A 23,242-nucleotide genomic window follows, 5' to 3' on the forward strand; every position below is an offset into this window, starting at 1 on the left:
GGGCCATGGCGGGCGCGGCTTGCTGCTCGACCGGCGCAGGAGCCGGAGGTGGTGCAGGTGGCGGCGCAACCGCCGTTTGGGCCGGTGTATTGGCCGCGGTCGCGGCCGTCGGCGGAGCCGGCGGCGCAGGAGGCGGCGCGACGGCGGCCGCGGGCGCTTGTACGGCCGCGGGCGCCTGCACGGCTGCGGGCGGCGCAGCAGGAGCGGGGGCTGGGGCCGGAGCAGCCGGCGCTTGCGGGTCGACCGTAGCCTGCTGCGGCGCCGTCTCGTTCTTCTTGGCCTTCTTGGGCTTATTCTGGCCTGTGTTGTCGTAGACGCCGGGGATCTGCACCGTGCCGCGGTCCGGATCGATGCGGATGGTGCGCCCGCCATATTCAAACGTGTACTGCGCCTGCGCGGCAGTGCTCGCCAAAAGGAATGCGGCCGTGGCCAACAGCTTCCTCATTTCCGTCTCCTGAACAGGTGGTCCCCGCACCGACGCTTACGCGCCGGCTCGCTTGCAAAAAGTGATCTAGATCACTGTCGTTGGTGTGAGTCGTCTCCCGGCGGTTCCGGGTTCAATAGGCCCGGAGCCGGTCCAAAGTTTGGCGAGGCAAAGCGACGGAAGGACACGGCCTTATCGAACCAGGCCGGGTAGATCTTCTTGCAGGCGCCGTCTTCCATGGCAATGTGCAGCCACTGGTCGACCGAAAAGCGGACAACTTTTCGGAAGGCAGAAATCGAAGGGAATCCTTGAAGTGACGATCTCGATCTACGAGGCCTCGGTCGGCCTGTTCGTGCCCTATTTGCGTAACCTGTCGGCGCTGCTCGACAAGGGCGTCGCTTATGCCGAGGCCCGGAAGTTTGATCCGGCGATTCTGCTCGGCATGCGCCTTGCGCCGAACATGTATGACCTCGCCCAGCAGGTCGGCGAGGCCTGCCGCCATGCCACGGTCGCGCCGGCCCTGCTGGCGCAGTGCGAGCCGGTGACGCTGCCGGCGCTGGAGCACGACATGGCCGGGCTGCAGGCGCGCATCGCAACGTCCATCGAGTTCATCGAGAGCCTGTCGCGCGCGGAGATCGATGCGGCGGCGGAACGGAGTATCTTCTTCAGATTGAAGAACGGCACCGAGCTGCCCTTTACCGGGCGAACGCTGCTGCTGACGTTCAGCGTCCCGCAATTCTTCTTTCACGTCACCACCGCCTACGACCTGCTCCGCCACGCCGGCGTCGAGCTGGTGAAGAAGGATTATCTCGGCAGGAAGTGAGGTCTTACGCTTCGCCCTTGCGCTCGTAGTCGGCGAGCGAGCTGCGGCCGGCGATTTCGCTGCGCAGCAGCTCGAAGCGCCTGTTCGCCTCATCTTGTTGGGTGTCGACGAAGCGCACCGCGGCCTCGCTCGTCATGGGACCACTGACCACGGGGGCGGATTGCTCGCCGATGGTCTCGTGGACATAGTACTGGCCGTCATCGCCGCGATGAACCGTCCATTTCAGACGGATCGCGACCATGGGTCCCGGACCAACCTTGCTGTAGCCATCGGCATCGGTGTGCTCCGGCGCCAGCGGCTGCTCCTCGACCACGGGATGCTCGTCGATCACCGGATGCTCATCCACGATCGGCGGCTCGTCCGACGCGATGTGCTCACGCTCTCCGGCGACCACGATTTCGGTCTCGGTCTGGCGAATGACGAGAACGGGCTCGGGGTGCTCCAGGATGCTGGCGATGGTCGCCAGCGCGTGGTCGGTCGGGTCGATCTCTGACAAGGGTCCATCCTCCAGCTCGCCGCGCCGGCCAGTCTGTCCCACCGCCGCCGCGTTTCAAGCCCATTACGCGCGTTTGATTAAGGCTGAGTTGGGGCCCGATCTGCACCAAAATGGGACGCTTTCTGGCCTTCCGAAGGCGGGCGAGCGCGCCGCCGACCTTCATAATCTCAGCCCAGCACGTCCTGGTTGATGACGTTTTGCCTGATGGGATCGCCGTCCAGCACGCTCAAAATATTGCGCGCGGTCTGCTCGCTCATGCGGCTCACCGCCTCGACCGTGACGCCGGCGACGTGCGGGGCCATGATGACGTTGGGTAGCGCGAACAGCGCGTTGCTGACCGGCGGCGGCTCCACCTCGAACACGTCGATGCCAGCGCCGGCGAGCTTTCCGGACGTCAGTGCGTCATAGAGCGCCGCTTCCTTCACGATGCCGCCGCGCGCGGTATTGATGAGGTAGGATCTATCCTTCATGCGGCCGATCCTGTCGGCATCGAATAGGCCGACGGTCTCCGGCGTCTTCGGGCAGTGGATGGTGACAAAGTCGGCGTGAGGCAGCGCGGCATCGAGGTCGGTGACCGGCTCGCATCCGGCCGCCTTGATGTCGGCGGCGTCCTTGTAGGGATCGTAGACCTGCACCTTCATCTCGAACGCCAGGCAGCGCTTCGCTGTGCGGCTGCCGATGCGGCCGAAGCCGATGATCAGCACGGTCTTGCCGTAGAGGTCGAACGGCAGCATGCCGAGCCGGTCGGCCCAGGTGCCCTCCTTGACGCAGGAATGCAGCTCCTGCGCGCGCTTGGCCAGCGTCAGCATCATGAACAGCGCCGCCTCCGCAACCGAGGGCGAATTGGCGCTGCCGGCGACCATCAGCGGCACCTTGCGGCGGGAGAGGGCGGGCACGTCGACGGCGTCGTAGCCGACGCCGATGCGGGTTACCACCTTCATGTCGCGCGCGGCCTCGAGCTCGGTCTCGCCGAAAGCGGTGGCGCCGAGGGCCACGCCGTGGACGGGGGCATGGCTCTTCAACAAGGCCTCGAAATCCTTCGCCGAGATCAGGTTCGGAAACTCGACGAGCTCGATATCGTCCCGCTGGGTGAGGAGGGCGCGAGCCCCTTGCGACAAAGTTTGCGTAACGAAAATTTTCTTCTTGTTGGTCGCCATCGCTCCCCTACCTGCTCGCTTTCTTGGATCGCGGCGTCACAACACGACGCCGGTCTCCTCATTTAGCAGGTGCATGTTGTTGAGGTCCATCGCCAGGCGCATGGGTGCCCCGTCCTTGGCGCCGGCATTGGGATCGACGCGGCCGCAGACCGGCGTGCCCTCGAGTCCGAAATAGACCAGCGTCTCCATCCCCATCGGTTCGGTGACGTCGAGCACGGTGTCGAAAGTCTCGACGCCGGGCGCCAGATGCGCATGCCACTCGGTGAGATGCTCGGGACGGAGGCCGAGCAGCAGCTTGTCGGTGCGTGGCAGCGCGTTGTAGCGCGCGGCGCGGGCCGGCGGCAGCGGAAAGGCAAGACGATCGGTGAGGCGGATCTGAAGCGTGCCGCCGACGTCCTCGAGCCGGCACGGGATGAAGTTCATCGCGGGCGAGCCGATGAAGCCGGCAACGAAGCGCGTCGCCGGCTTGTGGTAGAGCTCGTTCGGCGTGCCGATCTGCTCGATCTTGCCCTTGTTCATGACAACGACGCGATCGGCCAGCGTCATCGCCTCGACCTGGTCGTGGGTGACGTAGACGGTGGTGGTGCGCACCTTCTGGTGCACCTTCTTGATCTCGATCCGCATCTGCACGCGGAGCTTCGCGTCGAGATTGGACAGCGGCTCGTCGAACAGGAAGACCTTGGGATTGCGCACGATGGCCCGGCCCATGGCGACGCGCTGGCGCTGGCCGCCGGAGAGCTGCTTCGGCTTGCGGTCGATCAGGTCGGTGATGTCGAGGAGGCGGGCGGCTTCGGTCACCCGCGCCTTGATCTCGGCCTTGGGATAGTGCTTCAGGCGCAGCCCGAACGACATGTTCTCCGCGACCGTCATATGCGGGTACAGCGCGTAGTTCTGGAACACCATGGCGATGTCGCGGTCCTTCGGAGGCACGTCGTTGACGATGTCGCCGCCGATCATGATGTCGCCGTCGCTGATGTCCTCGAGGCCTGCGATCATGCGCAGCGTGGTCGACTTGCCGCAGCCGGAGGGGCCGACCAGCACGATGAACTCATGGTCGGCGATGTCGAGGTCGATGCCGCGCACGGCTTCGACATCGTCGTAACGCTTGACCACCTTACGCAAGGAAACGTCGGCCATTTCAGTTCAACCCCTCGCTTTCAACCCTTTGTCGCACCGGCAGTCAGGCCGGCAATGTAGTAGTCCATCAGGAAGGCGTAGATGATGAGCGGCGGCGCGGCGCCGAGCAGCGCGCCGGTCATGATCTGTCCCCAGTTGAAGACGTCGCCCTTGATCAGCGTGGTGATGATGCCGACGGGCAGAACGAGCTGGTCCGTTGAGGTCGTGAACACGAGTGGATAGAGGAATTGCGCCCAGGACACGGTGAAGGCGAAGATGGTCGCGGCGATCAGCCCGGGCAGCGCGACCGGAATGAAGATCCGGGTCAGGGTCTGGAACCAGGACGCTCCATCGATGATGGCGGCCTCGTCGAGCTCCTTCGGGATCGAGGCGAAATAGCCGATCATGATCCAGGTGCAGAACGGGACCGTCAGCGTCGGATAGATGAAGAGCAGCACGTACCAGCGGTTGATGAGCTGGATGCCGGTCCAGTCCCCGAACAGGGCGAACACCTTGAACAGCGGAATGAACAACAGGCTGTCCGGAATGAGGTAGGTCAGGAACACACCGGTCGCCAGCGTCGCCGAACCCCAGAACCGCATCCGGGCAAGGGCGAACGCCGCGGGCACGCTGATCAGCATCGTGATGGTGACCACGAAAATCGAGACTAGCGCCGAATTCCAGAAGAACCGCAGGAACTGGTTCGACGTCAGCAGGCCGATATAGTTCTCGAGAGTCGGGTGAAAGACCCACCAGGGATTGGTCGCCGCCGAGATTTCGGCGCTGCTCTTGAGCGAGGTGATCAGCATGTAGATGGGCGGCAGCAGCGAGAAGATCGCAAACAGCGTCAGGAAGAAATACGACCATCTCAGCGCCCATTTGCGGTCGCGGCTCATGCTGCCATATTTGACCGTGCGTGTCGGCGCGGCCTTGTCGATCGTGACTGAGCTCATCAGGCTTCATTCCCGCGCTTGTTGACGTCCCGCAGGATGAAGATCGCTGCGATCGCCAGGATTGGCACCATGAACAGGGAGACGCTGGCACCGAGCGGAATGTCGCTTCCTTCGATGCCGATCCTGAACGCCCAGGTGGCGAAGATGTGGGTGTGGTCCAGCGGGCCGCCGGCCGTCAGGATTCGCACGATGTCGAAATTGGCGAAGGTGACGATCAGCGAAAACAGCGTCGTGATCGCGATGATGTTGCGCATCATCGGCAGCGTCACGTACCAGATCCGCTGCCACCAATTGGCGCCGTCGATTGCCGCGGCTTCATAGAGCTGGTCGGGCACCGATTTGAGGGACGCCAGATACATGATCATGAAGAACGGCGCGCCGTACCAGACATTGACCAGAATGACGGAGAAGCGCGCCCAGGCTGCGTCGCCGGTCCACGGGATCGGGCCTATCCCGAAGAACGACAGCGTATAATTGAATGCACTGTAGGAGGGATCGAACAGCCAGAGCCATGCCAGTGTGCTCATGGCGGGCGGGATCACCCATGGCACCAGCAGCATGCCGCGCCATTTGCGCTGGCCCTTGGCCGGAATGTTGTGGACGAAATGTGCGACGATGAACCCGATCAGCGCCTTGAAGACCACGGCGGTGATGGCAAAGATGCAGGATTGCTTGACGACCAGCCAGAAAGTGTCTCGCCTGAACAGGAACTCAAAGTTGCCGAGGCCGACGAATTTCTGCATCGACTTGTTGAGGGTCGCCAGATGAAGCGAATAGAACGCCGGATAAATCACCAGAAGCGCGATGAGGATGATCAGCGGTAGCGTCATCAGGAACGCTGCGGTCGATCTGCGTTTGAGCGCCTTTTGCAAACCGGAGCGTTTTCGCGCCGGTCGCGTGGCGCCAATCCTGTCCGGCCGCAATGCCACATCCGCCATGATGCATATTCCTCGCGCGGTTTAGTACAAAGAGCTCGATATCGGAACGAGAACCGAACTGCTCGCGGCTCGTGCCGAGGCGAGGGGTCGCCGCAAGACGACTTGCGGCCGCTTGCGGCGACACCTTGGCCGTCTCAGCTCCGCATGAAGCCTTCACACTCGCCTTCGGCCCAGGCAAGCGTCTTTTCCATCGCTTCACCTTGATGATAACGCAAACACATCTTGGTCAGCGTGGCCTGCGCGTAGATTTGCTGTGCAATCTTCGGCGGCGCGGGAGAGGCTGCAATCGACAGCGTCTGATGCTTGTAGGGGTTGGGATAGTGATAGAGCGTACCCTTCGGCGGCCCTTCCTCCTGCCACACCTTCAACGTCGTCAGCTTCTCGTAGGCCGGTAGATCGTAGCCGCCGCTTGCGACCACCATCTTTTCGATGGACGCCGGCTTCGAGAGTTGGACCAGGAGGCTCTTCGCCGCGTCCTTGTTCTTCGAGAAATTCCAGATGCTCCAGAAGTACGGCAGGTAGGGGGCAAAACGCCCCTTGGGTCCGGCCGGGAAGCCGTGGGTCCAGCATTGCTCCGCAACCTGGGGCGCGTCGCGTTTGGCAACGGCCCAGGCGCTCGGCGGGTTCATGATCATCGCACCCCTGCCGGAGACCAGCCATTTATTGTTGGATGCGTCATCCCAGGCTGCGGCGTCGGGCGGCAGGAAGCTGATCAGCTTCTTATAGAATTCGAGTGCCTGACGAACCGCATCGGTCTTGACGGTGAGATTGCCCTTGGCGTCAACGAGCTGGGCTCCGAACGACAGGAAGATCGCGCCCGCCGTATCGACGTTGTCGGTGGTCTCGCCGAGGCCGATGCCGAACGGGACGCCAGCCTTGTGACAGGCTTCGGCAGCCTTCAGGAATGTTTCCAGCGTCCAGTTATCAGCTTTTGGTTCAGAACCGACCGGATACATCGCCTGCACGTCGATGCCAGCATGCTTTTTCATCAGGTCGATGCGGGAGCAGGGACCCTTGATCTGGCTGCCGACGGAGGCCGGAACTCCAAGCCATTTGCTCCCGGCCGTGCCCAGATACTTGGCCGTGCCGTTCACCTCGCCATTCTCGGCGATGATTGGCCCCATGATGTCGCTGACGTTCTCCAATTGGTCGGCATTAGCGTGGGCCCACCACGTCGGCATCGCGAAAATATCGTGGCCCGACTTCGCCTGCGCTTCGGCAGCAATGGTGAGCAGGTTCTTGTTGCCCTGGCTGGGGATGTAGTCGATCGTGACTTCGACCTTTTCCTTCGCCGCCCATTCGTTGACGAGCTCGGTCGAGGCCTTGTTGGCACCCGGCACCCAATGGTCCCAGAAGCCGATCGAGAGCTTGCCGGCGGCGTAAGCGCCCCGGACATAGGGCGCTGAGATCAGCGCCGCGGAGGACATTGCAGTGGCAGCCACAAATTGACGTCGCGTCAGTTTCTTGCGTGACATCTCGTTTCCTCGCTTGGGTGTTGTTGTTGGAGTTTCCTCTGAGACTTCTTTCTTGAATTCTTGTTTCTTGAGTTGTTGTTGGTCGATTTTCTTGTTGGTGCCGTCGGCCTGCGTGGGCAAGTCACGCCTGTCGCAGCAAATTGGTAGCGCGATCAGATCATGATTGATCGCATCTGTCGAGAAAGCCAAACGGCTCAGCGTCCAAAACTCATGGTGTGCCCGGAAACGCCGCAACGTGCGGCAAGGCGATGCGGCCGCAGGCGCGGCGCACGGTGTTTTTTTGCGACGCACACTTCGCGCGAAACGGCCTCAAACGCTTCCGTGCGCATTTACGCCTCAGTTTCGCAAGAGCCTGGATAAGCGCTTCGCGTGAAAGACTTTTCGGGCGTGGACAGCAATCGGCCGCGTCTGGACCTCGAAGTGGCGGAAACGATAGAGTTGCGCCTGGCGGCTGATCCTCGCTGACAGGCCAGATCGATGATGGAGACGAGAATGATCAAACCGGCGGCACCAGCGCGGCTTCACCTGCGGCGATGCCTTGTGCTGGGGTCTGTGCTCGCGCTGTTGCTCGGGGCCGCCGCGGTGGCGAATGCCCAAGGTCTGGTCAAGGGCGTTCAGGAAGGCGCCGCGGCCGGCAACAAGGCGGCAGGTCCGGTCGGTGGTGTGCTCGGTGGTGCCATCGGCGGCGTGGTTGGCGTTTTCACCGGCGTGCTCGGTGTCGGCAACACCAACACCGGCAATCAGGCGCCGCCGCCCAGGGAGGCCGGTAAGGACGCGGCGAAGGATTCCAAGCAGCAGGGCGGGGCCAAAGACAAGGATGCCAAGAGCGCCAAGGGCAAGAGCGCCAAGGCGACCAAGGAGGCGAAGAACGCGCCGCAGGACAACAAGGGTAAAGACAACAAGGAAGTCACGGTTCTGACCCAGCCCGGTGCGCCGCAGCTCACCGCCGAGCAGATCGTCGCCAACAGCGATTCCTACATCGAGCGGATCAAGAGCGAGCTGAATCTCACGCCGGATCAGGAGAAGCACTGGTACGGATTCTCGAGCGCGATGCACTACCTCGGGCATAATGGCGCAGAGCGGCTCAACCTGCGGATTGCGCGCGCCAAGCGCGATCCGCCCGACGACATCATCGAGCAGATGCGCAACGAGGCTCAGTTCCTGATCGATCGCGCCGGCGATCAGCGCAACGTCGCCGATGCCGCCGAGCCGCTCTTTTCCAGCCTCGACGACAAGCAGAAGCAGGTGTTCATCCAGGCAATGGTGCGCCTCAGCCACGAGCGCGGACTGGATTGATCAAGTTGAATCGGTTCGGGCGCGTGTGAATTAACGGCGCCCGCCACGAATTCGTGTATCTACAGCGCAATTCGGTTATGCTTAGCTTCGCACGGCTGATTGCGGGGTTGATATGGCGGACGGACTCTCCGTTTTCCTGGTCGAAGACGAGGCGTTGATCCGGATGATGATCGCCGACATGGTGGAGGAACTCGGCCACCACGTCGTTGCCGAGGCAGACAATGTGCGCGACGCCAGCGCCTTTGCCATGACCGCGCAGTACGATCTGGCCATCCTCGACATCAATCTGATGGGCGTCTATGTCGACCCCGTCGCCGATTTGATCGAACGTCGTGGAAAACCGTTTCTGTTCGCCACAGGCTACGGTCCGGAACTGCTGCCGTCCTTGCTCCGGCGCAGGCCGATCCTGCGCAAGCCGATCGCGATGGATCAGCTCAAGGCGATGATCGATTCGATGTTTCCCGAGCCGTCAGCCACTATCCCGAGCTGACCGACCGCGCTTTTGCCGCCTGGCGGGAAGAACTCAACCGCCAGGGCTGCGGCCGTTCCTCAGCACCCTGGCAATGGTATGAGCCGTCATGGCCGCGCGGTCCGAAGCGCGCTGGGCAGCCAGCTGGTCGCGGGCCTTTTCCTCGATCAGGAGCTCGATGAGCGCCAGCCGCTTGTCTTCGCTGTCCGCTTCGCGCAACAGGCGGTGATAGCGGTGATAGTCGAAACCCGAATCCTGCTTACGCATGTCACGCCCCCGCAACTACGCCACACACGGGTAGATTGTTTCTCATCGGGAACACACAGGCAACCAGAACCTGCGTGGAACCGCAGGTGCGCCGCAAATCAGCTGTGCATGACGGGAACTCGCCGCCTGAGACCGCTACTCAGCCGGAATTGTGCTCGGCAAACGTCGTCAGGCCGAGGAAGCTCGCATCGGGCTTGATCACGAGCCTGGTCGGGATGTTGCGCAAATAATCCTGGAACCGTCCCTTGGCTTCGAAGCGTGCCCGGAACGCAGAGGCGGCGAGGAACTCGCGGAAGCGCGGCACGATTCCGCCGGCGACATAGACGCCGCCGCGGGCGCCGAAGGTCACCGCGAGATTGCCGGCGACCGAGCCGAGGATGGCGCAAAACATCTCGAGCGTCGCGCGGCTGACGAGACAGCTGTTCTCCAGGGCCGCCTTGGTGATCCCGGCGGCATCGCGATGCGGCACCTGAACGCCGTCGATCTCAGCCAACGCTTCATACAGGTTTTGCAGCCCGGAGCCCGAGAGGGCGCCGCGCTCGATCGAGACATGGCCGAGGCGCCGGCGCAAGCAGGCGATCACGCGCTCCTCGCGCTCGTTCTCCGCCGGCAGGGTCGCATGTCCAGCCTCGGTGACGACGGCCAGTCGCGAACCATGGCGGTCGACCAGGCAGGACACACCAAATCCGGTTCCAGGCCCCACGACCAGCAACGGCTCGCCGGCCAAGCCGTCGCCGCCGCCGAGTGGGACCAGGTCTGAAGGCTCCAAGGCAGGCAGGGACCAGGCCACCACCTCGAAATCGTTCAGCACATGGACGCTGTCGAAGCCGAGCGCGGACTGCAGCTCATTGCCGTCGATGACCCAAGGACTGTTGGTCATGACGCAGCGATTGTTGGTGACGGGACCCGCCACGGCCAGCACCGCGCGATGGGGCTGCTCGCCGTTGGACCGGCGCGCCAAAACGTCCGCGATGGCTTCGCGCACGGTCGGGAAGTCGGCGACCTTGACATAGTCGATCGGTCCGGTCTGACCGCTCGGGCTCAGCGCGAAGCGCGCATTGGTGCCGCCGATATCGGCGAGAAGAATTTTTCCGGTCTTGCCGATATTCATGGCCTCATCGCCGCCACGACCTTCAGGCCCTGGCAGCCCTGTCCTCCGCTGCTTCGACCCGATCCGCCTGGCGCGGGCGGTGCGAGAATCTGCCCTTGGGTGCGCCTAGTCAACACGGACGAGGTCAAACCGTTGCATCGTGGCGGCCACGGTGACCAATTCGCGCAGCTGCCGCGCGTGCCAGTGGTTGCGAAGCCGCGCGGGAAGGCCGACACTGAGGTGGTCGCCCGGCGCCGTCGCGCCCGGCAGATCGAAATGGGACGGCGATGAAGATTTCCGACCGCGACGTGTTGCTGGTGATCGACGTGCAGAACGACTTCTGCACCGGCGGGGCGCTCGCCGTTCCCGGTGGCGAGAAGGTCGTGCCCGCCATCAACAGGATCGCCCAAAAATTCGCCAATCTGGTGCTGACCCAGGACTGGCATCCGAGCGACCACGTCTCGTTCGCGCCGAACCATGCCGGCAAGCAGCCGTTCGAGACCATCGAGCTCGACTATGGCCGGCAGGTGCTGTGGCCGACGCATTGCGTGCAAGGCACGGCCGGCGCGGAATTTCATCGCGATCTCCACGTGACACGGGCAAGCCTCGTGGTGCGCAAGGGCTTTCGCCGCGGCATCGATTCCTATTCGGCGTTGTTCGAGAACGACCATCGGACACCGACCGGATTGCTTGGTTATTTGCGCGAACGCGAGCTGAAGACCGTCTTTGTCGCAGGTCTGGCGCTGGACTTCTGCGTCCGCTTCTCGGCGGAAGATGCGCGCAAGGCAGGGTTGGAGGTGGCCGTCATCGAGGATGCCTGTCGCGGCATCGATCTCGACGGCTCGGTCGCGGCGACCCATCGGAGTTTTCGGGACCTCGGCATTGCCGTCGTGAGCCTCGAGGCGTTTCTGTGAGGATGTCGAGGTAGCCATGGTGGACAAGACCTCCAAACCGCCACGCAGGTCAGCCCAGGCTCATGATGATCCACGGCTCTGGCCGTTTGCGGCAGCGCAGCTCGCCATGGATGCCTGCTTCTGGTGGCTGGAGCGGGCACCCGAGCAACAGGATGACAGCAGCCTGCCATGGACGACGCCGAGCCGCGTTGCGTTGGAGCTCCCGACGATGGACTTGCGCGATTGCTCGCAGACCCGGTCCGGCCAGCCGGCGCTGGTCTGCGCGCCCTATGCGCTGCACCGGGCCCTGATCGCCGATTTCGCCCCAGGCCACAGCGTGGTGCAGTCGCTGCAAAACGGCGGCATCGACCGGATCTATCTCACCGACTGGCGGTCAGCGACGCCGGACATGCGCTATCTCTCGATCGACAGCTATCTCGGCGATCTCAACGTCGCCATCGACGAGATCGGCGCGCCGGTCGATCTCGTCGGGCTGTGCCAGGGCGGGTGGCTGTCGCTGCTCTATGCCGCGCGCTTTCCAGGCAAGGTGCGGCGGCTGGTTCTGGTCGGTGCTCCCGTGGACCTGTCGATCGAGTCCTCGCTGGCCCGGCTCGCCCGCAACGCGCCCGAGCTGGTCTATGACCAGCTCGTCGCGCGCGGCGGCGGCAATGTCAGCGGCGAGGAGATGCTGCGCTTCTGGTCCAAAACCCCTGACAACGACGATATCAGGACGGCATTGCAGCGGGATCTCTCGGACGAGCAGGGCTCCGAGCTGCTGGCGCGGTTCGACCGCTGGAACGCCGAGACGCTCAACCTGCCGGGCACTTATTATCTCGAGATCGTCAACGCGATCTTCCGGGAGAACCGCATCGCCGAGGGCCGTTTCGTCGCGCTCGGCCGCCCGATCGACCTGAAGGACGTCAAGGCGCCGATCTTCCTGCTCGCCGGCCTCGACGACGACGTAGTGCCGGCGACGCAAGCGCTGGCCACCGCGGGGCTCGTCGGTACGCCACCTGCCTTCGTTGCAGCGGCATCCGAGCCCAGCAACCACCTCGGCCTGTTCATGGGCGCGCGCACCCATGCGCATGCCTGGCCCCGGATCGCCGGGTGGCTGCGCGGCGATCTGCCCGGCGTGCTGGCCCGCAGCGCCTGACCTCGCCGGCACTGGACCGGATGGGGCGCAAATCCGTTATGCATGACGGCGGATGGCCTGCACGGGGCCAGATCGATGGGCTAAATATGACCGGAGCTGACGGCGGTGGCCGCCGGCGAGAGATTTGAGGGTACTGCGCTCGATGACTTTCCACTCGATTTACGCCCACGGATTTGCGCGCGTGGCAGCCTGCGTGACCACCTCCCACGTCGCCGATCCCAGCGCCAACGTGAAGGCCGTGTTGGCGGCGGCCAATGCCTGCCATGAGCAGTCGGTCGCGGTCGCGGTGTTTCCCGAGCTGTGCCTGTCCGGTTATGCGATCGAGGACCTGGTAAAGCAGGATCCGCTGCTTGATGCGGTCGAGCGCGGGCTTGCAAGCGTCGTTGCGGCCTCGGCGGGGCTGATGACGGTCCTGATCGTCGGGGCGCCGCTGCGCTTCGGCAATCGCATCTACAACTGCGCCGTCGTCATTCATCGCGGGAACGTCCTCGGCGTCGTGCCGAAATCTTACTTGCCGACCTATCGCGAGTTCTACGAGGGACGGCATTTCGCCTCCGGCGCCGGCATCGCCGGTGAGACCATCGCCTTTGGCGGCCTGCATGCGCCGTTCGGCGTTGATCTCCTGTTCGCGGCCGAGGACGTTCCGGGCCTCACCATTGGCGTCGAGATCTGCGAGGACATGTGGATCCCGGTGACGCCGGCCTCGGAGCTCGCGCTTGCGGGCGCGAGCGTGCTGATCAACCTCTCGGGCAGCCCGATCACGATCGGCCGGGCGCGCTCGCGCGCGTTGCTGTGCCAATCGACCTCGGCGCGCTGCCTCGCGGCTTACGTTTATTCCGCGGCCGGGGCCGGAGAATCCACCACCGATCTTGCTTGGGATGGCCAGACCTCGATCTACGAGAACGGCGTGCTGCTGGCTGAGGGTGAGCGGTTCCGCCAGGGCGGCCAGATCACGCTGGCTGACGTCGATCTCGACCTGCTTAGGCAGGAGCGCGCGCTGATGGGAACGTTCGACGACAACCGGCGGCAGCGCGAGGCGTTTTTCCGCAAGGTGACATTTGCCCTGAAGCCGCCGGCCGCCGATATCGGCTTCCTGCGCAAGGTCGAGCGCTTTCCATTCGTGCCGAGCGATGAGAGCCTGCTCGAGCAGGACTGCTACGAGGCCTACAACATCCAGGTCGCCGGGCTGGTGCAGCGCATGCGCGCCACCGGTACCAAGCGCGTGGTGATCGGCGTGTCGGGCGGCCTCGATTCCACCCACGCCCTGATCGTCGCCGCCAAGGCGGTCGACCTGCTCGGCCTGCCGCGCGAGAACATCCTGGCCTACACCATGCCGGGCTTTGCCACCGGCAGCGAGAGCAAGACCAACGCGCTCGCGCTGATGAAGGCGTTGCAGACGAGCTGGCAGGAGCTCGACATCCGCACCACGGCGACGCAGATGCTGAAGGATATCGGCCATCCCTTCGGCAAGGGCGAGAAGGTCTACGACGTCACCTTCGAGAACGTGCAGGCCGGCCTGCGCACGGATTATTTGTTTCGGCTAGCCAACCATCACGGCGGCATCGTGATTGGAACCGGCGATCTCTCCGAGCTCGCGCTCGGCTGGTGCACCTATGGTGTCGGCGACCAGATGGCGCATTATAACGTCAACGCGGGCGTGCCGAAGACGCTGATCCAGCATCTGATCCGCTGGGTGATCTCCTCCAAGCAGTTCAGCGACGACGTCAACCGGACGCTCGGCTCGATCCTTGTGGCCGAGATCTCGCCGGAACTCGTGCCCGTCGAGGCCGGCCAGAAGCCGCAGAGCACGGAAGCGTCCGTCGGGCCTTACGAACTGCAGGACTTCAACCTGTTTTATACGCTGCGCTTCGGCATGCGGCCGTCCAAGATCGCCTTCATGGCGCTTCAGGCATGGAAGGACGTTGCCAAGGGCGAATGGCCACCGGCCTTCCCGAGCGATCGGCGCCGGGCCTATGATCTGCCGGAGATCCGCCGCTGGCTCGAAGTGTTCCTGCGCCGCTTCTTCGCCTTCAGCCAGTTCAAGCGCTCGGCCATGCCGAACGGGCCGAAGGTCTCGGCCGGCGGTTCATTGTCGCCGCGTGGCGATTGGCGCGCGCCCTCCGATTCGAGTGCAGCGGCATGGCTCGAGGATCTCGAGCGGAACGTGCCGAACTGATCGGGGCAGCGGATCGGTGGGGATGATCGGATGTCAGCTGGCGATGAAGCGGAAGCGGGTGAGGAGGCCAGGGTCGTCAACGGCCTCTACATCTTCGACATCGAGATGCGGGACGGCAAGCGTGGGCAGGCCAGGGGCGTGGTCGTGCTCAGCGACGGCCGCATCATGGGCGGCGACAGCTACTTCTACTACACCGGCAGCTACACCTTCCGGAACGGCAAGTGGCGGGGCGACATGATCGTCAATCAGCACACCGAGGCGGTCGGCAGGACGCTCGCATTCGGCGGCAGGGAGGTCACCTGCGGCTTTTCCGGCGACTATTTCCCCGGCGGTGCGGAAGTCGAAGGCATGGCGCTGGTCGGCAAGACCAGCGTGACGTTCACGGCGCGGCTGACGCTGAAGGATGCGATGTAATGGCGACTTGATTGGCTCACCTCCACGACTGCGTTCCTGCTCAGGAACCTTCGTACGAACAGAACGTTCGCGTTTATTGTTGCGAATTGTCGAGGAGAGGGACCATGCGTCAACATTTGATGTTATCGACTGCGGCCGTCGGGCTCATGCTCGCATCCGGCCTTGCCTATGCCCAGGCGCCCGGTGAGCGCAGGGACGAGCCGAAACGGACCGAGGAGCCGGCCAAGGGCGCTGCGCCGCAGCGCGGTGGTGCGGCTCAAGAACGCGTTCAAGAGCGCGCGCAAGGCGCCCAAGAGCGGCTTCAGGGCGCAGGCCGCGAGGATCGAGGCGGCGCTGCCAAGAGCGAGGCAAGTGACGACAAGCGTCAGCCGGCGACGGCCTCGGAGCGCAATCAACCGAAGGCGAGGGACCAGGCGCAAGACTCTCGCGAGCCTTCGCGCGATCGCAACCGGGAGGCCGAGAGCGCCAAGCCCGGACGCGATGCGGGCAAGAGCAGTGCGGAAACCAAGCAGGACAAGGCTGCGCAGGACAAGGCTGCGCCGCAGAAATCGACCGCCGAATCCGACAAGTCCAAGACTGGCCCGACGACTGGCCCGGCTGGCCAGCAGAACGAGCGCACGGGAGCTACGGCCAACCAGAACGAGCGCAACCAGGCCCAGCCGCCGCGCAGTGCCGCCGAGCAGCAGCCGCCGGCGCAACAGAGCAACCAGCCGGCCACTGCGACGGATACCAGCCGCCCGGCTCCGACCAACAACGCACAGACCGCGCCTGGCTCCACGGGCACGCAGACCAACCAGGCCAATCAGACCACGCAGACCAACACGCAGGTCAACCAGCAGGCCCAAGTGACCACCGAGAGGCAGGTGCGGATCTCCGAAACGGTGAGCCGCGCACGCCTGGCGCAGCCGGAGCGCAATCTGAACATCTCGATCCGGGTTGGCGAGACCATTCCATCGCGCGTGCGTCTGCATCGGCTTCCGCCCGAGATCGTCTCGATCGAGCCTGCATATCGGGGCTACGAATATTTCACGACGGAAGACGAGGTCATTATCGTGGAGCCGCGCTCGCATCGCATCGTCAGCCAGGTACCCCGCGATCCGTCGCGGGCCCGGGCCCAAATGGGTGGCAGCACCTCCTCGTCGTCAGGCATGGCGGCGGCCGGCGGAAACACCATGGTGAACTGCCAGATCATGCGACGTGATGCCTCCGGCAACGTCGCTCAGGCCGAGCCGACCACCGTGGGCTCGACTGCGCGCACCGATTCCCTGAGCGTGATCGTCCAGATGCCTGGCGGCGGCTCGTCCACGCCGATCGCTCTCGGCGCTCCCGCGGGCAACATCGTGGTCGCGACGCAAGGGCAGGGCGATTGCACGGTGACGCTGGAGCCGCAGACACGCTAAGCGCCGAAACAAAGAGGCTCTGAAACGACAACGCGCCGCCCGGATGCCCCACCGGACGGCGCGTTGCTGCGTTCAATCTAAAAAGTTTCGAGGTCCGGAGTGCCTAGGAGTCCGGACCTCGTCACCTTGCCCCAGCCTTCAATCCCCCGCCCCATGTGGTCCCCCAACCCCATGTAGCGCGATCAGAGGGTGATGCCCGTGGAAGTGGCCGCCGATCGATGTCCCGCGATGTACGCGAAGGACGGCTAGGATTCCATTCCGGATCACTACGGACACGATGGCGCTTGCCATGTGCCCATTCGGCATCGCTCGGAGCGATCGCTTTTGCTTGAACCGCAGCACGCGCGGGCAGGATGTCCACATCTCGTCCACGCTGCGGAAGGCGCATTTCACGGGCCTGTCATTGAACTGGTCTAGCGCTGCTCCCGTCATCGCTGACGACGAAGGAGCATGCCATGTCGAAGCCGGTGCTGGGCGCCGCATTGTCCATCAAATCGATCCCCGCGCATCGTGACTGGCTTCTCGAAAAGCAGCGCGATCTGGAAATCCAGGACTTCTTCCGCGCCGATCTGCTCGATAGCGACTGGCGCGCAACTGCCGGCGAGATCAAGCAGATGCTCACCGGTCACACCGGCCGGCTCGGCATCCACGGCCCGTTCTGGGGCTTCAAGATCGACAGCCACGATCCGATGATCCGCCAGGCCGTAACTAAGCGCCTGCTGCAGGGCCTTGAGGCCGCCGAGTTCCTCGGCGCGACGCAGATGGTGATCCACTCGCCCTTCACGACCTGGGACCACAACAATCTCGATCTCTATCCCGACAACCGCGCCAATATCGTCGAGCGAGTCAAGGCGACGCTCGCCGAGGTGATTGCGCGTGCCGAGACGATCGGCTGCGAGATCGTCATCGAGAACATCGAGGACAAGGATCCACGCGACCGCGTGCGCCTCGCCAAGGCGTTGGAAAGCAGCAAGGTCCGCGTCTCGCTCGACACCGGGCACGCCAATTATGCGCACATCTCCACCGGCGCGCCGCCGGTCGACTATTACGTCGAGACCGCCGGCGACATGCTGACGCATGTGCACCTGCAGGACACCGACGGCTTTGCCGACCGGCACTGGGCGCCGGGCGAGGGCAACATTCCCTGGGTCGCCGTATTCCGCGCGCTAGGACGGCTGACGTCGAATCCGCGGCTGATCCTCGAACTCCGCAACCACGACGATGTCCGCAAGGGCGCGGCGCATCTCGCCGCGCTCGGTCTCGCCGAATAACCGCAATCACAAAGGGCAGGGTCACATCATGAGCAAGCTCACCCGTCGCACCATCCTGAAATCCGGCGGCGCCGCCGCAAGCACCTTGCTGCTGCCGCGTTTTGCCATCGCGCAAGCCGACAACCGTCCGTCGGTGACGGTCGCCGTGCAGAAGGTCACGAATGCGAACGTGCTCGACGTGCTGCGTGAGCAGTCCAATGTCGGCGAGCGCGTGTTCTTCTCCTCGATCTGGGAAGGCCTGATCTCCAAGAACTGGCGCGGCAAGCTCGAAGCTGTGCCGGGCCTTGCCACCGAATGGCGCCGCATCGACGACCAGACCGTCGAGGTGAAGCTGCGCCAGGGCGTCAAGTTCCACAATGGCGACGAGCTCACGGCGGAAGACGTCGTCTTCACCTTCAGCCGCGAGCGCATGTTCGGCGAGACCGAGGCCAAAAACCGCTCCACCATCAAGGCGTTCGAGAAGATCCCGACGCCGCGCCCGGGCAAGGAGCTGCCGCCGGACGTCCCCGCGGTCGCCCGCCGCATCTGGCCGGACCTGGTGCGCGTCGATGCCGTCGACAAGTACACGGTGCGCTTCTACAACGCGACACCCGACGTCACGATCGAAGGCCGGCTGTCGCGCTACGGCTCCGACATCATGAACCGCCGCGCCTGGGAAGAGGCGGCGAGCTATCTCGACTGGGCCCGCAAGCCGGTGACGACCGGCCCCTACAGGGTCGTCGAGCTCAAGCCCGACGTCTCGCTGACGCTGGAAGCCCACGACGAATATTGGGGCGGCCGGCCGCCGCTCAAGCGCATCCGCTTCCTCGAAGTGCCTGAGGTCGCCAGCCGCATCAACGGACTGCTCTCGGGCGAATACCAGTTCGCCTGCGACATCCCGCCGGACCAGATTGCCGGCATCGAGAAGAATTCCGCGTTCGAAGTGCAGGGCGGCACGATTCAGAATCATCGCCTTACCGTGTTCGACAAGAACCACGCCGTGCTCGCCAATCCGCTGGTGCGGCGCGCCTTCACCCATGCGATCGATCGCCAGGCGATCGTCGACAGCCTGTGGGCCGGCCGCACCCGTGTGCCGAAGGGTCTGCAATGGGAATTCTACGGCGACATGTTCAACGCCGATTGGAACGTGCCGGCCTACGATCCCAAGCTTGCGCAGGATCTGCTCAAGCAGGCCAATTATAAGGGCGACCCGATCCCGTACCGCCTGCTCAACAACTACTACACCAACCAGGTCGCGACCGCGCAGATACTGGTCGAGATGTGGAAATCGGTCGGGCTCAACGTGCAGATCGAGACCAAGGAGAACTGGTCGCAGATCATGGAGCGCGGGCCGGCACGCGCCGTGCGCGACTGGTCGAACTCGGCCGCCTTCAACGATCCGGTGTCGTCGCTGGTCGCCCAGCACGGGCCGAACGGCCAGCAGCAGCAGATCGGCGAATGGACCAATGCCGAGCTGAACACGCTCTCCGAATTCCTGGAGACCTCGACCGACCGGGCCGCGCGCAAGAAGGCGTTCCGCCGCATGCTCGAGATCGCCGAGCGCGAAGATCCCGCCTACACGGTGCTGCACCAGAACGCGACCTTCACGGCCAAGCCGAAATCGATCAAGTGGAAGGCAGCGCCCGCCTTCGCGATGGATTTCCGCGCCGGTAATTTCGAGGTCTGAAGGTGAAGCCGCTGGTCAGCATCGAGGACTTGCGCGTCGGCTTCAATGGCGTGCCGGTCCTGCGCGGCATCGACATTGCCTTGCAGAAGGGCGAGGCCGTCGGCCTCGTCGGCGAGTCCGGCTCCGGCAAATCGGTGACCTGGCTCGCCGCGCTGGGGCTGTTGCCGCGCCATGCGCAAGTCTCTGGCTCGGTGCGGCTCGACGGGCGCCAGATTCTCGGCGCGCCGGCCGCCGAGCTCGATCAGGTCAGGGGCGGGCGCATCGCCATGATCTTCCAGGATCCGGCGAGCGCGCTCAACCCGGTGCTGACCATCCGCAGGCAGCTTTGCGAAGCGCTGGCGCTGCATCGCGATCTCCAAGGCAACGCCGTGAAGGCGGAGGCGCGGCGGCTGCTTGATCTCGTCGGCATTCCCGACGCTGGCCGCCGGCTCGAGGCCTATCCGCACGAATTCTCCGGCGGCCAGGTCCAGCGCATCATGATCGCGATGGCGCTGGCCGGGAATCCCGATCTCTTGATCGCGGACGAGCCGACCACTGCGCTCGATGCCACCATTCAGGCACAGATCCTGGAGCTGCTCTCCACGGTCCGCCGCGAGCTCGGCATGGCCATGGTGCTGATCAGCCACGACCTCGGCGTCGTCGCGGAGAATTGCGACCGCGTCGCGGTGATGTATGCCGGCCGCATCGTCGAGCAGGCGCCGAGCAACCAGCTGTTCGCCGATCCCGTGCATCCCTATGCACAAGGGTTGATCGGCGCGCTGCCGCCGCTCGATGGTCCGCGGCGGCGCCTCACCGCCATTCCCGGCACGGTGCCCGATCCCGCGCACATGCCCGGGGGGTGCGCCTTCGCGCCGCGCTGCGCGCTGGTCGCGGAAGCATGCGGCCTTGCGGCGCCGACGCTGGCGCCGATCGCGGATGACCGCAGCGTGGCCTGCGTCCGCGCCGAGACCTCGCGCCGCGCGCTGCTCGGGATGGCCGCCGAATGAGTCCGCCGCTGGTCGAGGTCTCCGCGATCTCGCGCACCTATGCGATGCGCTCCGGAATGTTCGGGAGAGCTGCGGCCGTGCATGCCGTCGATGGCGTGTCGCTGACGATTCCAAGGGGCCAGACGCTCGGTCTCGTCGGCGAATCCGGTTCGGGCAAATCCACCACGGGACGCATCGTGCTCGGCCTCGAGCCGCCTGATAGCGGCGAGGTACGGTTCGACGGCAAGCCGATGGCCGCGCTTGGGACAACGGCGTGGCGTGCGCAGCGCGCGCGGATGCAGATGATCTTCCAGGATCCGCTCGGTGCACTCGACCGGCGGCTGCCGGTCGCCACGCAGATTCGCGAGCCGCTCGACATTCACGGCCTCGGCACGCCTGCGATGCGCGACGAGCGCGTCCGCGAGCTCTTGCACGCCGTCGAACTGACGCCGGCGCATGGTGCGCGCTATCCCGGCGCGCTCTCCGGCGGGCAGCGTCAGCGCATCGTGCTGGCGCGGGCGCTGGCCACCAAGCCGGATTTCCTGGTCTGCGACGAGCCGGTCAGCGCGCTCGACGTTTCGATCCAGGCCCAGGTGGTGAACCTGCTCTGCGATCTGCAGGCGCAGCTGTCGCTGACGCTGCTCTTCATCAGCCACGATCTGCGCGTCGTCAGGCAGATCAGCAACGTCGTCGCCGTGATGTATCTCGGCCGCATCGTCGAGATCGGCAGCGCGGACGATCTGTTCGCGCGGCCCGAGCATCCTTACACCCAGGCGCTGGTCTCGGCCTCGCCCGCGCCGGGCCGCCGCAGTGCGGGCCGGATCGTGCTGTCGGGCGATCCGCCGAATCCGGCCGCGCGCCCCACGGGCTGCGCCTTCCATCCGCGCTGTCCGCGCGCCGTCGCGCGCTGCGCGAGCGAGGTGCCGGCGCTGTCCGCCGTCGGCGGCGACCGGCAGGTCGCCTGCCATCTCGTCACCGGCGCTGCGACACGGGACGCCGCCTGATGGGACGTTATTTCGCTTTTCGGATCGGACGCGCCGCGCTCACGATCGTGCTCGTCGTGACCTTCGCCTTCATCGTGTTGCGGCTGTCAGGCGATCCCGCACTGATGATCCTGGGACCGGAGGCGCCGCCGGAGGTGCTCGCGGCATTCCGCAAGGCTTGGGGCCTCGATGACCCGATCTGGGCTCAATATTTCGATTATTTCGGCGCCATCGCCAAGGGCGAGCTCGGCCGCTCCATGCGCGACGGCCGGCCCGCGATAGAGCTGGTGCTGGAACGCATCCCGGCAACGCTGGCGCTGACCCTGCCGGCGTTCTTCTTCAAGGTGGCGCTCGGCATTTCCGCCGGCATCTACGCCGCGCTGCATCGCGGCTCGGGAATCGACCGCGCCGTGATGATGACGGCGGTCGCCGGCTTTACCGTCCCGAGCTTCGTGCTGGCGCTGCTGCTGGTGCTGATCTTCGCCGTGCAGCTTGGCTGGCTCCCTTCGGGCGGGCAGGACAGCTGGCGCCACGCCATCCTGCCGATCGCAACGCTCAGCCTCGGCGGCGCGGCGGTGCTGGCGCGCTTCACCCGCAGCGCCATGCTGGAGGTGCTGGGCCAGCCCTATATCCGCACCGCATCCGCAAAAGGCGTGCCGTGGCGCAAGGTGGTGACCTCGCATGCGCTGCCGAACGCGGCGATCCCGACCGTGACCATCCTTGGCTTCATGGTCGGCACGCTGATCGCAGGCGCGGTCGTGGTCGAGAGCGTGTTCGCCTGGCCGGGAGTAGGGCGGCTTCTTGTCGTGGCGGTTGCCAACCGCGATCTCGCGGTCGTGCAATGCATATTGCTGCTGGTTGCGATGACCATGGTGACGTCCAATTTGATCGTCGACTTCCTCTACGGCTTCCTCGACCCGCGCCTGCGCAGCAAGGGAGCGCATGCATGACCGACGCGACGTTGAAGGACACCGCCACACGTCGCCGCATCAGCCTTCCGGCAATCCCGCTGTCGGTCGCGCTGGCGGTCACCTGGATCGTCGCGATGCTGCTGATCGCGGCCTTCGCCGAGACGATCGCCCCCTACGGCTTCACCCAGCTCGACCTGCGCAACCGGCTCGCGGCGCCCGGCAATGCCGCGCACTGGCTTGGCACCGACGAGCTTGGCCGGGACGTGCTGTCGCGGCTGCTCGTCTCGATCCGCATCTCGCTGCTGATCGCGTTCGGCGCGACTGCAATCTCGGCCGTGGTCGGGACCACCCTCGGCTTCCTCGCCGCGCATTTTCGTGGGTTCGTCGAGCAGCTCGTGCTGATGCTGACCGACTTCCAGGCCAGCATGCCCTTCCTGATCATGGCGCTGGCCGTGCTGGCCTTCTTCGGCAACTCGTTGCCGCTCTTGGTCGGGCTGATGGGCCTGTTCGGCTGGGAGCGCTACGCCCGCATCGCGCGGGGCCTTGCCATCTCCGCCAATGCGCAGGGCTACGCCGCTGCCGTCCGCCAGCTAGGGGCGACGCCGTCGCGGATCTACCTCCGGCACATCCTGCCCAACATCGCCTCGACCTTGATCGTCTCGACCACGCTCGTGTTCCCCGAGGTGATCCTGATGGAGTCAGGCCTGTCCTTCCTCGGCCTCGGCGTGCAGCCGCCGATGACCAGCCTCGGCAACATGGTCGGCTACGGCCGGGAATATCTGACCCGGGCGCCCTGGATCATGCTGGCGCCGGCGACGACCATCGTAGTGACCACGCTGGCCGTGTCGGTGATCGGCGACTGGCTGCGCGATCGGCTCGATCCGACGCTGTAATAGGGGCTCCGAC

Annotated in this window: 22 protein-coding genes and 1 pseudogene; 14 read left to right on the top strand and 9 right to left on the bottom strand. The window is 64.9% G+C overall.

Translation table 11 applies throughout. From position 1 onward, the window contains the following. A pseudogene (locus I6F24_RS26760) lies at nucleotides 1–445 on the bottom strand (DUF2147 domain-containing protein); the annotation flags it as partial. 304 nt (nucleotides 446–749) lie between these two features. Here I6F24_RS26760 and I6F24_RS26765 point away from each other — a divergent pair. Next, complete coding sequence (locus I6F24_RS26765; protein WP_225152676.1) at nucleotides 750–1,247, top strand: DUF1993 domain-containing protein; 498 nt, start codon at nucleotides 750–752, stop codon at nucleotides 1,245–1,247. A gap of 4 nt (nucleotides 1,248–1,251) precedes the next feature. Here I6F24_RS26765 and I6F24_RS26770 read toward each other — a convergent pair whose 3' ends face one another. The 6 genes from I6F24_RS26770 to I6F24_RS26795 all read right to left on the bottom strand — a co-directional run bounded on the left by I6F24_RS26770 (nucleotide 1,252) and on the right by I6F24_RS26795 (nucleotide 7,382). Further along, on the bottom strand, nucleotides 1,252–1,743 hold the full coding sequence (locus I6F24_RS26770) for a hypothetical protein (RefSeq protein WP_036012421.1): 492 nt from the start codon (nucleotides 1,741–1,743) through the stop codon (nucleotides 1,252–1,254). 167 nt (nucleotides 1,744–1,910) lie between these two features. After that, nucleotides 1,911–2,900, bottom strand: a complete 990-nt coding sequence (locus I6F24_RS26775; RefSeq protein WP_036028080.1) for a hydroxyacid dehydrogenase — start codon at nucleotides 2,898–2,900, stop codon at nucleotides 1,911–1,913. A 36-nt stretch (nucleotides 2,901–2,936) separates the two neighbouring features. Beyond that, complete coding sequence (gene ugpC / locus I6F24_RS26780; RefSeq protein WP_036028079.1) at nucleotides 2,937–4,037, bottom strand: sn-glycerol-3-phosphate ABC transporter ATP-binding protein UgpC; 1,101 nt, start codon at nucleotides 4,035–4,037, stop codon at nucleotides 2,937–2,939. Nucleotides 4,038–4,057: 20 nt separating this feature from the next. After that, nucleotides 4,058–4,969: a carbohydrate ABC transporter permease gene (locus I6F24_RS26785; RefSeq protein ID WP_225152665.1), complete on the bottom strand. Its 912-nt coding sequence runs from the start codon at nucleotides 4,967–4,969 to the stop codon at nucleotides 4,058–4,060. Beyond that, a complete protein-coding gene (locus I6F24_RS26790; RefSeq protein WP_225152666.1) occupies nucleotides 4,969–5,907 on the bottom strand; it encodes a sugar ABC transporter permease in 939 nt (312 codons plus the stop codon). The genes I6F24_RS26785 and I6F24_RS26790 overlap by 1 nt, the downstream gene beginning before the upstream one ends. Nucleotides 5,908–6,041: 134 nt before the next feature. Next, a complete protein-coding gene (locus tag I6F24_RS26795; RefSeq protein WP_225152678.1) occupies nucleotides 6,042–7,382 on the bottom strand; it encodes an extracellular solute-binding protein in 1,341 nt (446 codons plus the stop codon). Between the two features lie 492 nt (nucleotides 7,383–7,874). Here I6F24_RS26795 and I6F24_RS26800 point away from each other — a divergent pair, with 492 nt between their 5' ends. Both I6F24_RS26800 and I6F24_RS26805 read left to right on the top strand, forming a co-directional pair. After that, nucleotides 7,875–8,678 (top strand): Spy/CpxP family protein refolding chaperone, encoded by an 804-nt coding sequence (locus I6F24_RS26800; protein WP_225152668.1) that lies wholly within the window; start codon nucleotides 7,875–7,877, stop codon nucleotides 8,676–8,678. Nucleotides 8,679–8,790: 112 nt separating this feature from the next. After that, nucleotides 8,791–9,168: a response regulator gene (locus tag I6F24_RS26805; protein WP_036012398.1), complete on the top strand. Its 378-nt coding sequence runs from the start codon at nucleotides 8,791–8,793 to the stop codon at nucleotides 9,166–9,168. Between the two features lie 33 nt (nucleotides 9,169–9,201). Here the strand turns inward: I6F24_RS26805 and I6F24_RS26810 are convergent, their stop codons facing one another. Together I6F24_RS26810 and glk are read right to left on the bottom strand one after the other, a co-directional pair. Continuing rightward, the gene (locus I6F24_RS26810) at nucleotides 9,202–9,414 is read right to left on the bottom strand and encodes a hypothetical protein (protein WP_036012396.1); all 213 of its coding nucleotides are present in this window, start codon (nucleotides 9,412–9,414) and stop codon (nucleotides 9,202–9,204) included. A 139-nt stretch (nucleotides 9,415–9,553) separates the two neighbouring features. Next, a complete protein-coding gene (gene glk, locus I6F24_RS26815; protein WP_225152670.1) occupies nucleotides 9,554–10,525 on the bottom strand; it encodes a glucokinase in 972 nt (323 codons plus the stop codon). A 266-nt stretch (nucleotides 10,526–10,791) separates the two neighbouring features. Here glk and pncA point away from each other — a divergent pair, with 266 nt between their 5' ends. From pncA to I6F24_RS26870, 11 genes are all read left to right on the top strand, one after another. Then, nucleotides 10,792–11,418 (top strand): bifunctional nicotinamidase/pyrazinamidase, encoded by a 627-nt coding sequence (gene pncA, locus I6F24_RS26820; RefSeq protein WP_036028076.1) that lies wholly within the window; start codon nucleotides 10,792–10,794, stop codon nucleotides 11,416–11,418. A 16-nt stretch (nucleotides 11,419–11,434) separates the two neighbouring features. Next, on the top strand, nucleotides 11,435–12,550 hold the full coding sequence (locus I6F24_RS26825; RefSeq protein WP_225152672.1) for an alpha/beta fold hydrolase: 1,116 nt from the start codon (nucleotides 11,435–11,437) through the stop codon (nucleotides 12,548–12,550). Nucleotides 12,551–12,692: 142 nt separating this feature from the next. Then, the gene (locus tag I6F24_RS26830; RefSeq protein ID WP_109143718.1) at nucleotides 12,693–14,726 is read left to right on the top strand and encodes an NAD(+) synthase; all 2,034 of its coding nucleotides are present in this window, start codon (nucleotides 12,693–12,695) and stop codon (nucleotides 14,724–14,726) included. 30 nt (nucleotides 14,727–14,756) lie between these two features. Beyond that, a complete protein-coding gene (locus I6F24_RS26835; protein ID WP_036012369.1) occupies nucleotides 14,757–15,140 on the top strand; it encodes a GrlR family regulatory protein in 384 nt (127 codons plus the stop codon). A gap of 104 nt (nucleotides 15,141–15,244) precedes the next feature. Next, nucleotides 15,245–16,540, top strand: a complete 1,296-nt coding sequence (locus I6F24_RS26840; RefSeq protein ID WP_225152674.1) for a DUF1236 domain-containing protein — start codon at nucleotides 15,245–15,247, stop codon at nucleotides 16,538–16,540. 455 nt (nucleotides 16,541–16,995) lie between these two features. Then, nucleotides 16,996–17,811 (top strand): sugar phosphate isomerase/epimerase family protein, encoded by an 816-nt coding sequence (locus I6F24_RS26845; RefSeq protein ID WP_057029215.1) that lies wholly within the window; start codon nucleotides 16,996–16,998, stop codon nucleotides 17,809–17,811. Nucleotides 17,812–17,839: 28 nt separating this feature from the next. Then, nucleotides 17,840–19,477, top strand: a complete 1,638-nt coding sequence (locus I6F24_RS26850; RefSeq protein WP_036012375.1) for an ABC transporter substrate-binding protein — start codon at nucleotides 17,840–17,842, stop codon at nucleotides 19,475–19,477. 2 nt (nucleotides 19,478–19,479) lie between these two features. Then, a complete protein-coding gene (locus I6F24_RS26855; protein ID WP_036028067.1) occupies nucleotides 19,480–20,463 on the top strand; it encodes an ABC transporter ATP-binding protein in 984 nt (327 codons plus the stop codon). Next, a complete protein-coding gene (locus tag I6F24_RS26860; RefSeq protein ID WP_074447958.1) occupies nucleotides 20,460–21,446 on the top strand; it encodes an ABC transporter ATP-binding protein in 987 nt (328 codons plus the stop codon). The genes I6F24_RS26855 and I6F24_RS26860 overlap by 4 nt, the downstream gene beginning before the upstream one ends. After that, nucleotides 21,446–22,375, top strand: coding sequence for an ABC transporter permease (locus I6F24_RS26865; protein WP_225149727.1), 930 nt, complete (start codon nucleotides 21,446–21,448; stop codon nucleotides 22,373–22,375). The genes I6F24_RS26860 and I6F24_RS26865 overlap by 1 nt, the downstream gene beginning before the upstream one ends. Next, nucleotides 22,372–23,229 (top strand): ABC transporter permease, encoded by an 858-nt coding sequence (locus I6F24_RS26870; RefSeq protein ID WP_225112901.1) that lies wholly within the window; start codon nucleotides 22,372–22,374, stop codon nucleotides 23,227–23,229. Before I6F24_RS26865 ends, I6F24_RS26870 begins: the two co-directional genes overlap by 4 nt. The last annotated feature ends 13 nt before the right edge of the window (nucleotides 23,230–23,242 follow it).

Origin of the sequence: Bradyrhizobium sp. BRP23 (genome assembly GCF_020194135.1) — a bacterium.
Classification (GTDB): Bacteria; Pseudomonadota; Alphaproteobacteria; order Rhizobiales; family Xanthobacteraceae; genus Bradyrhizobium; species Bradyrhizobium yuanmingense.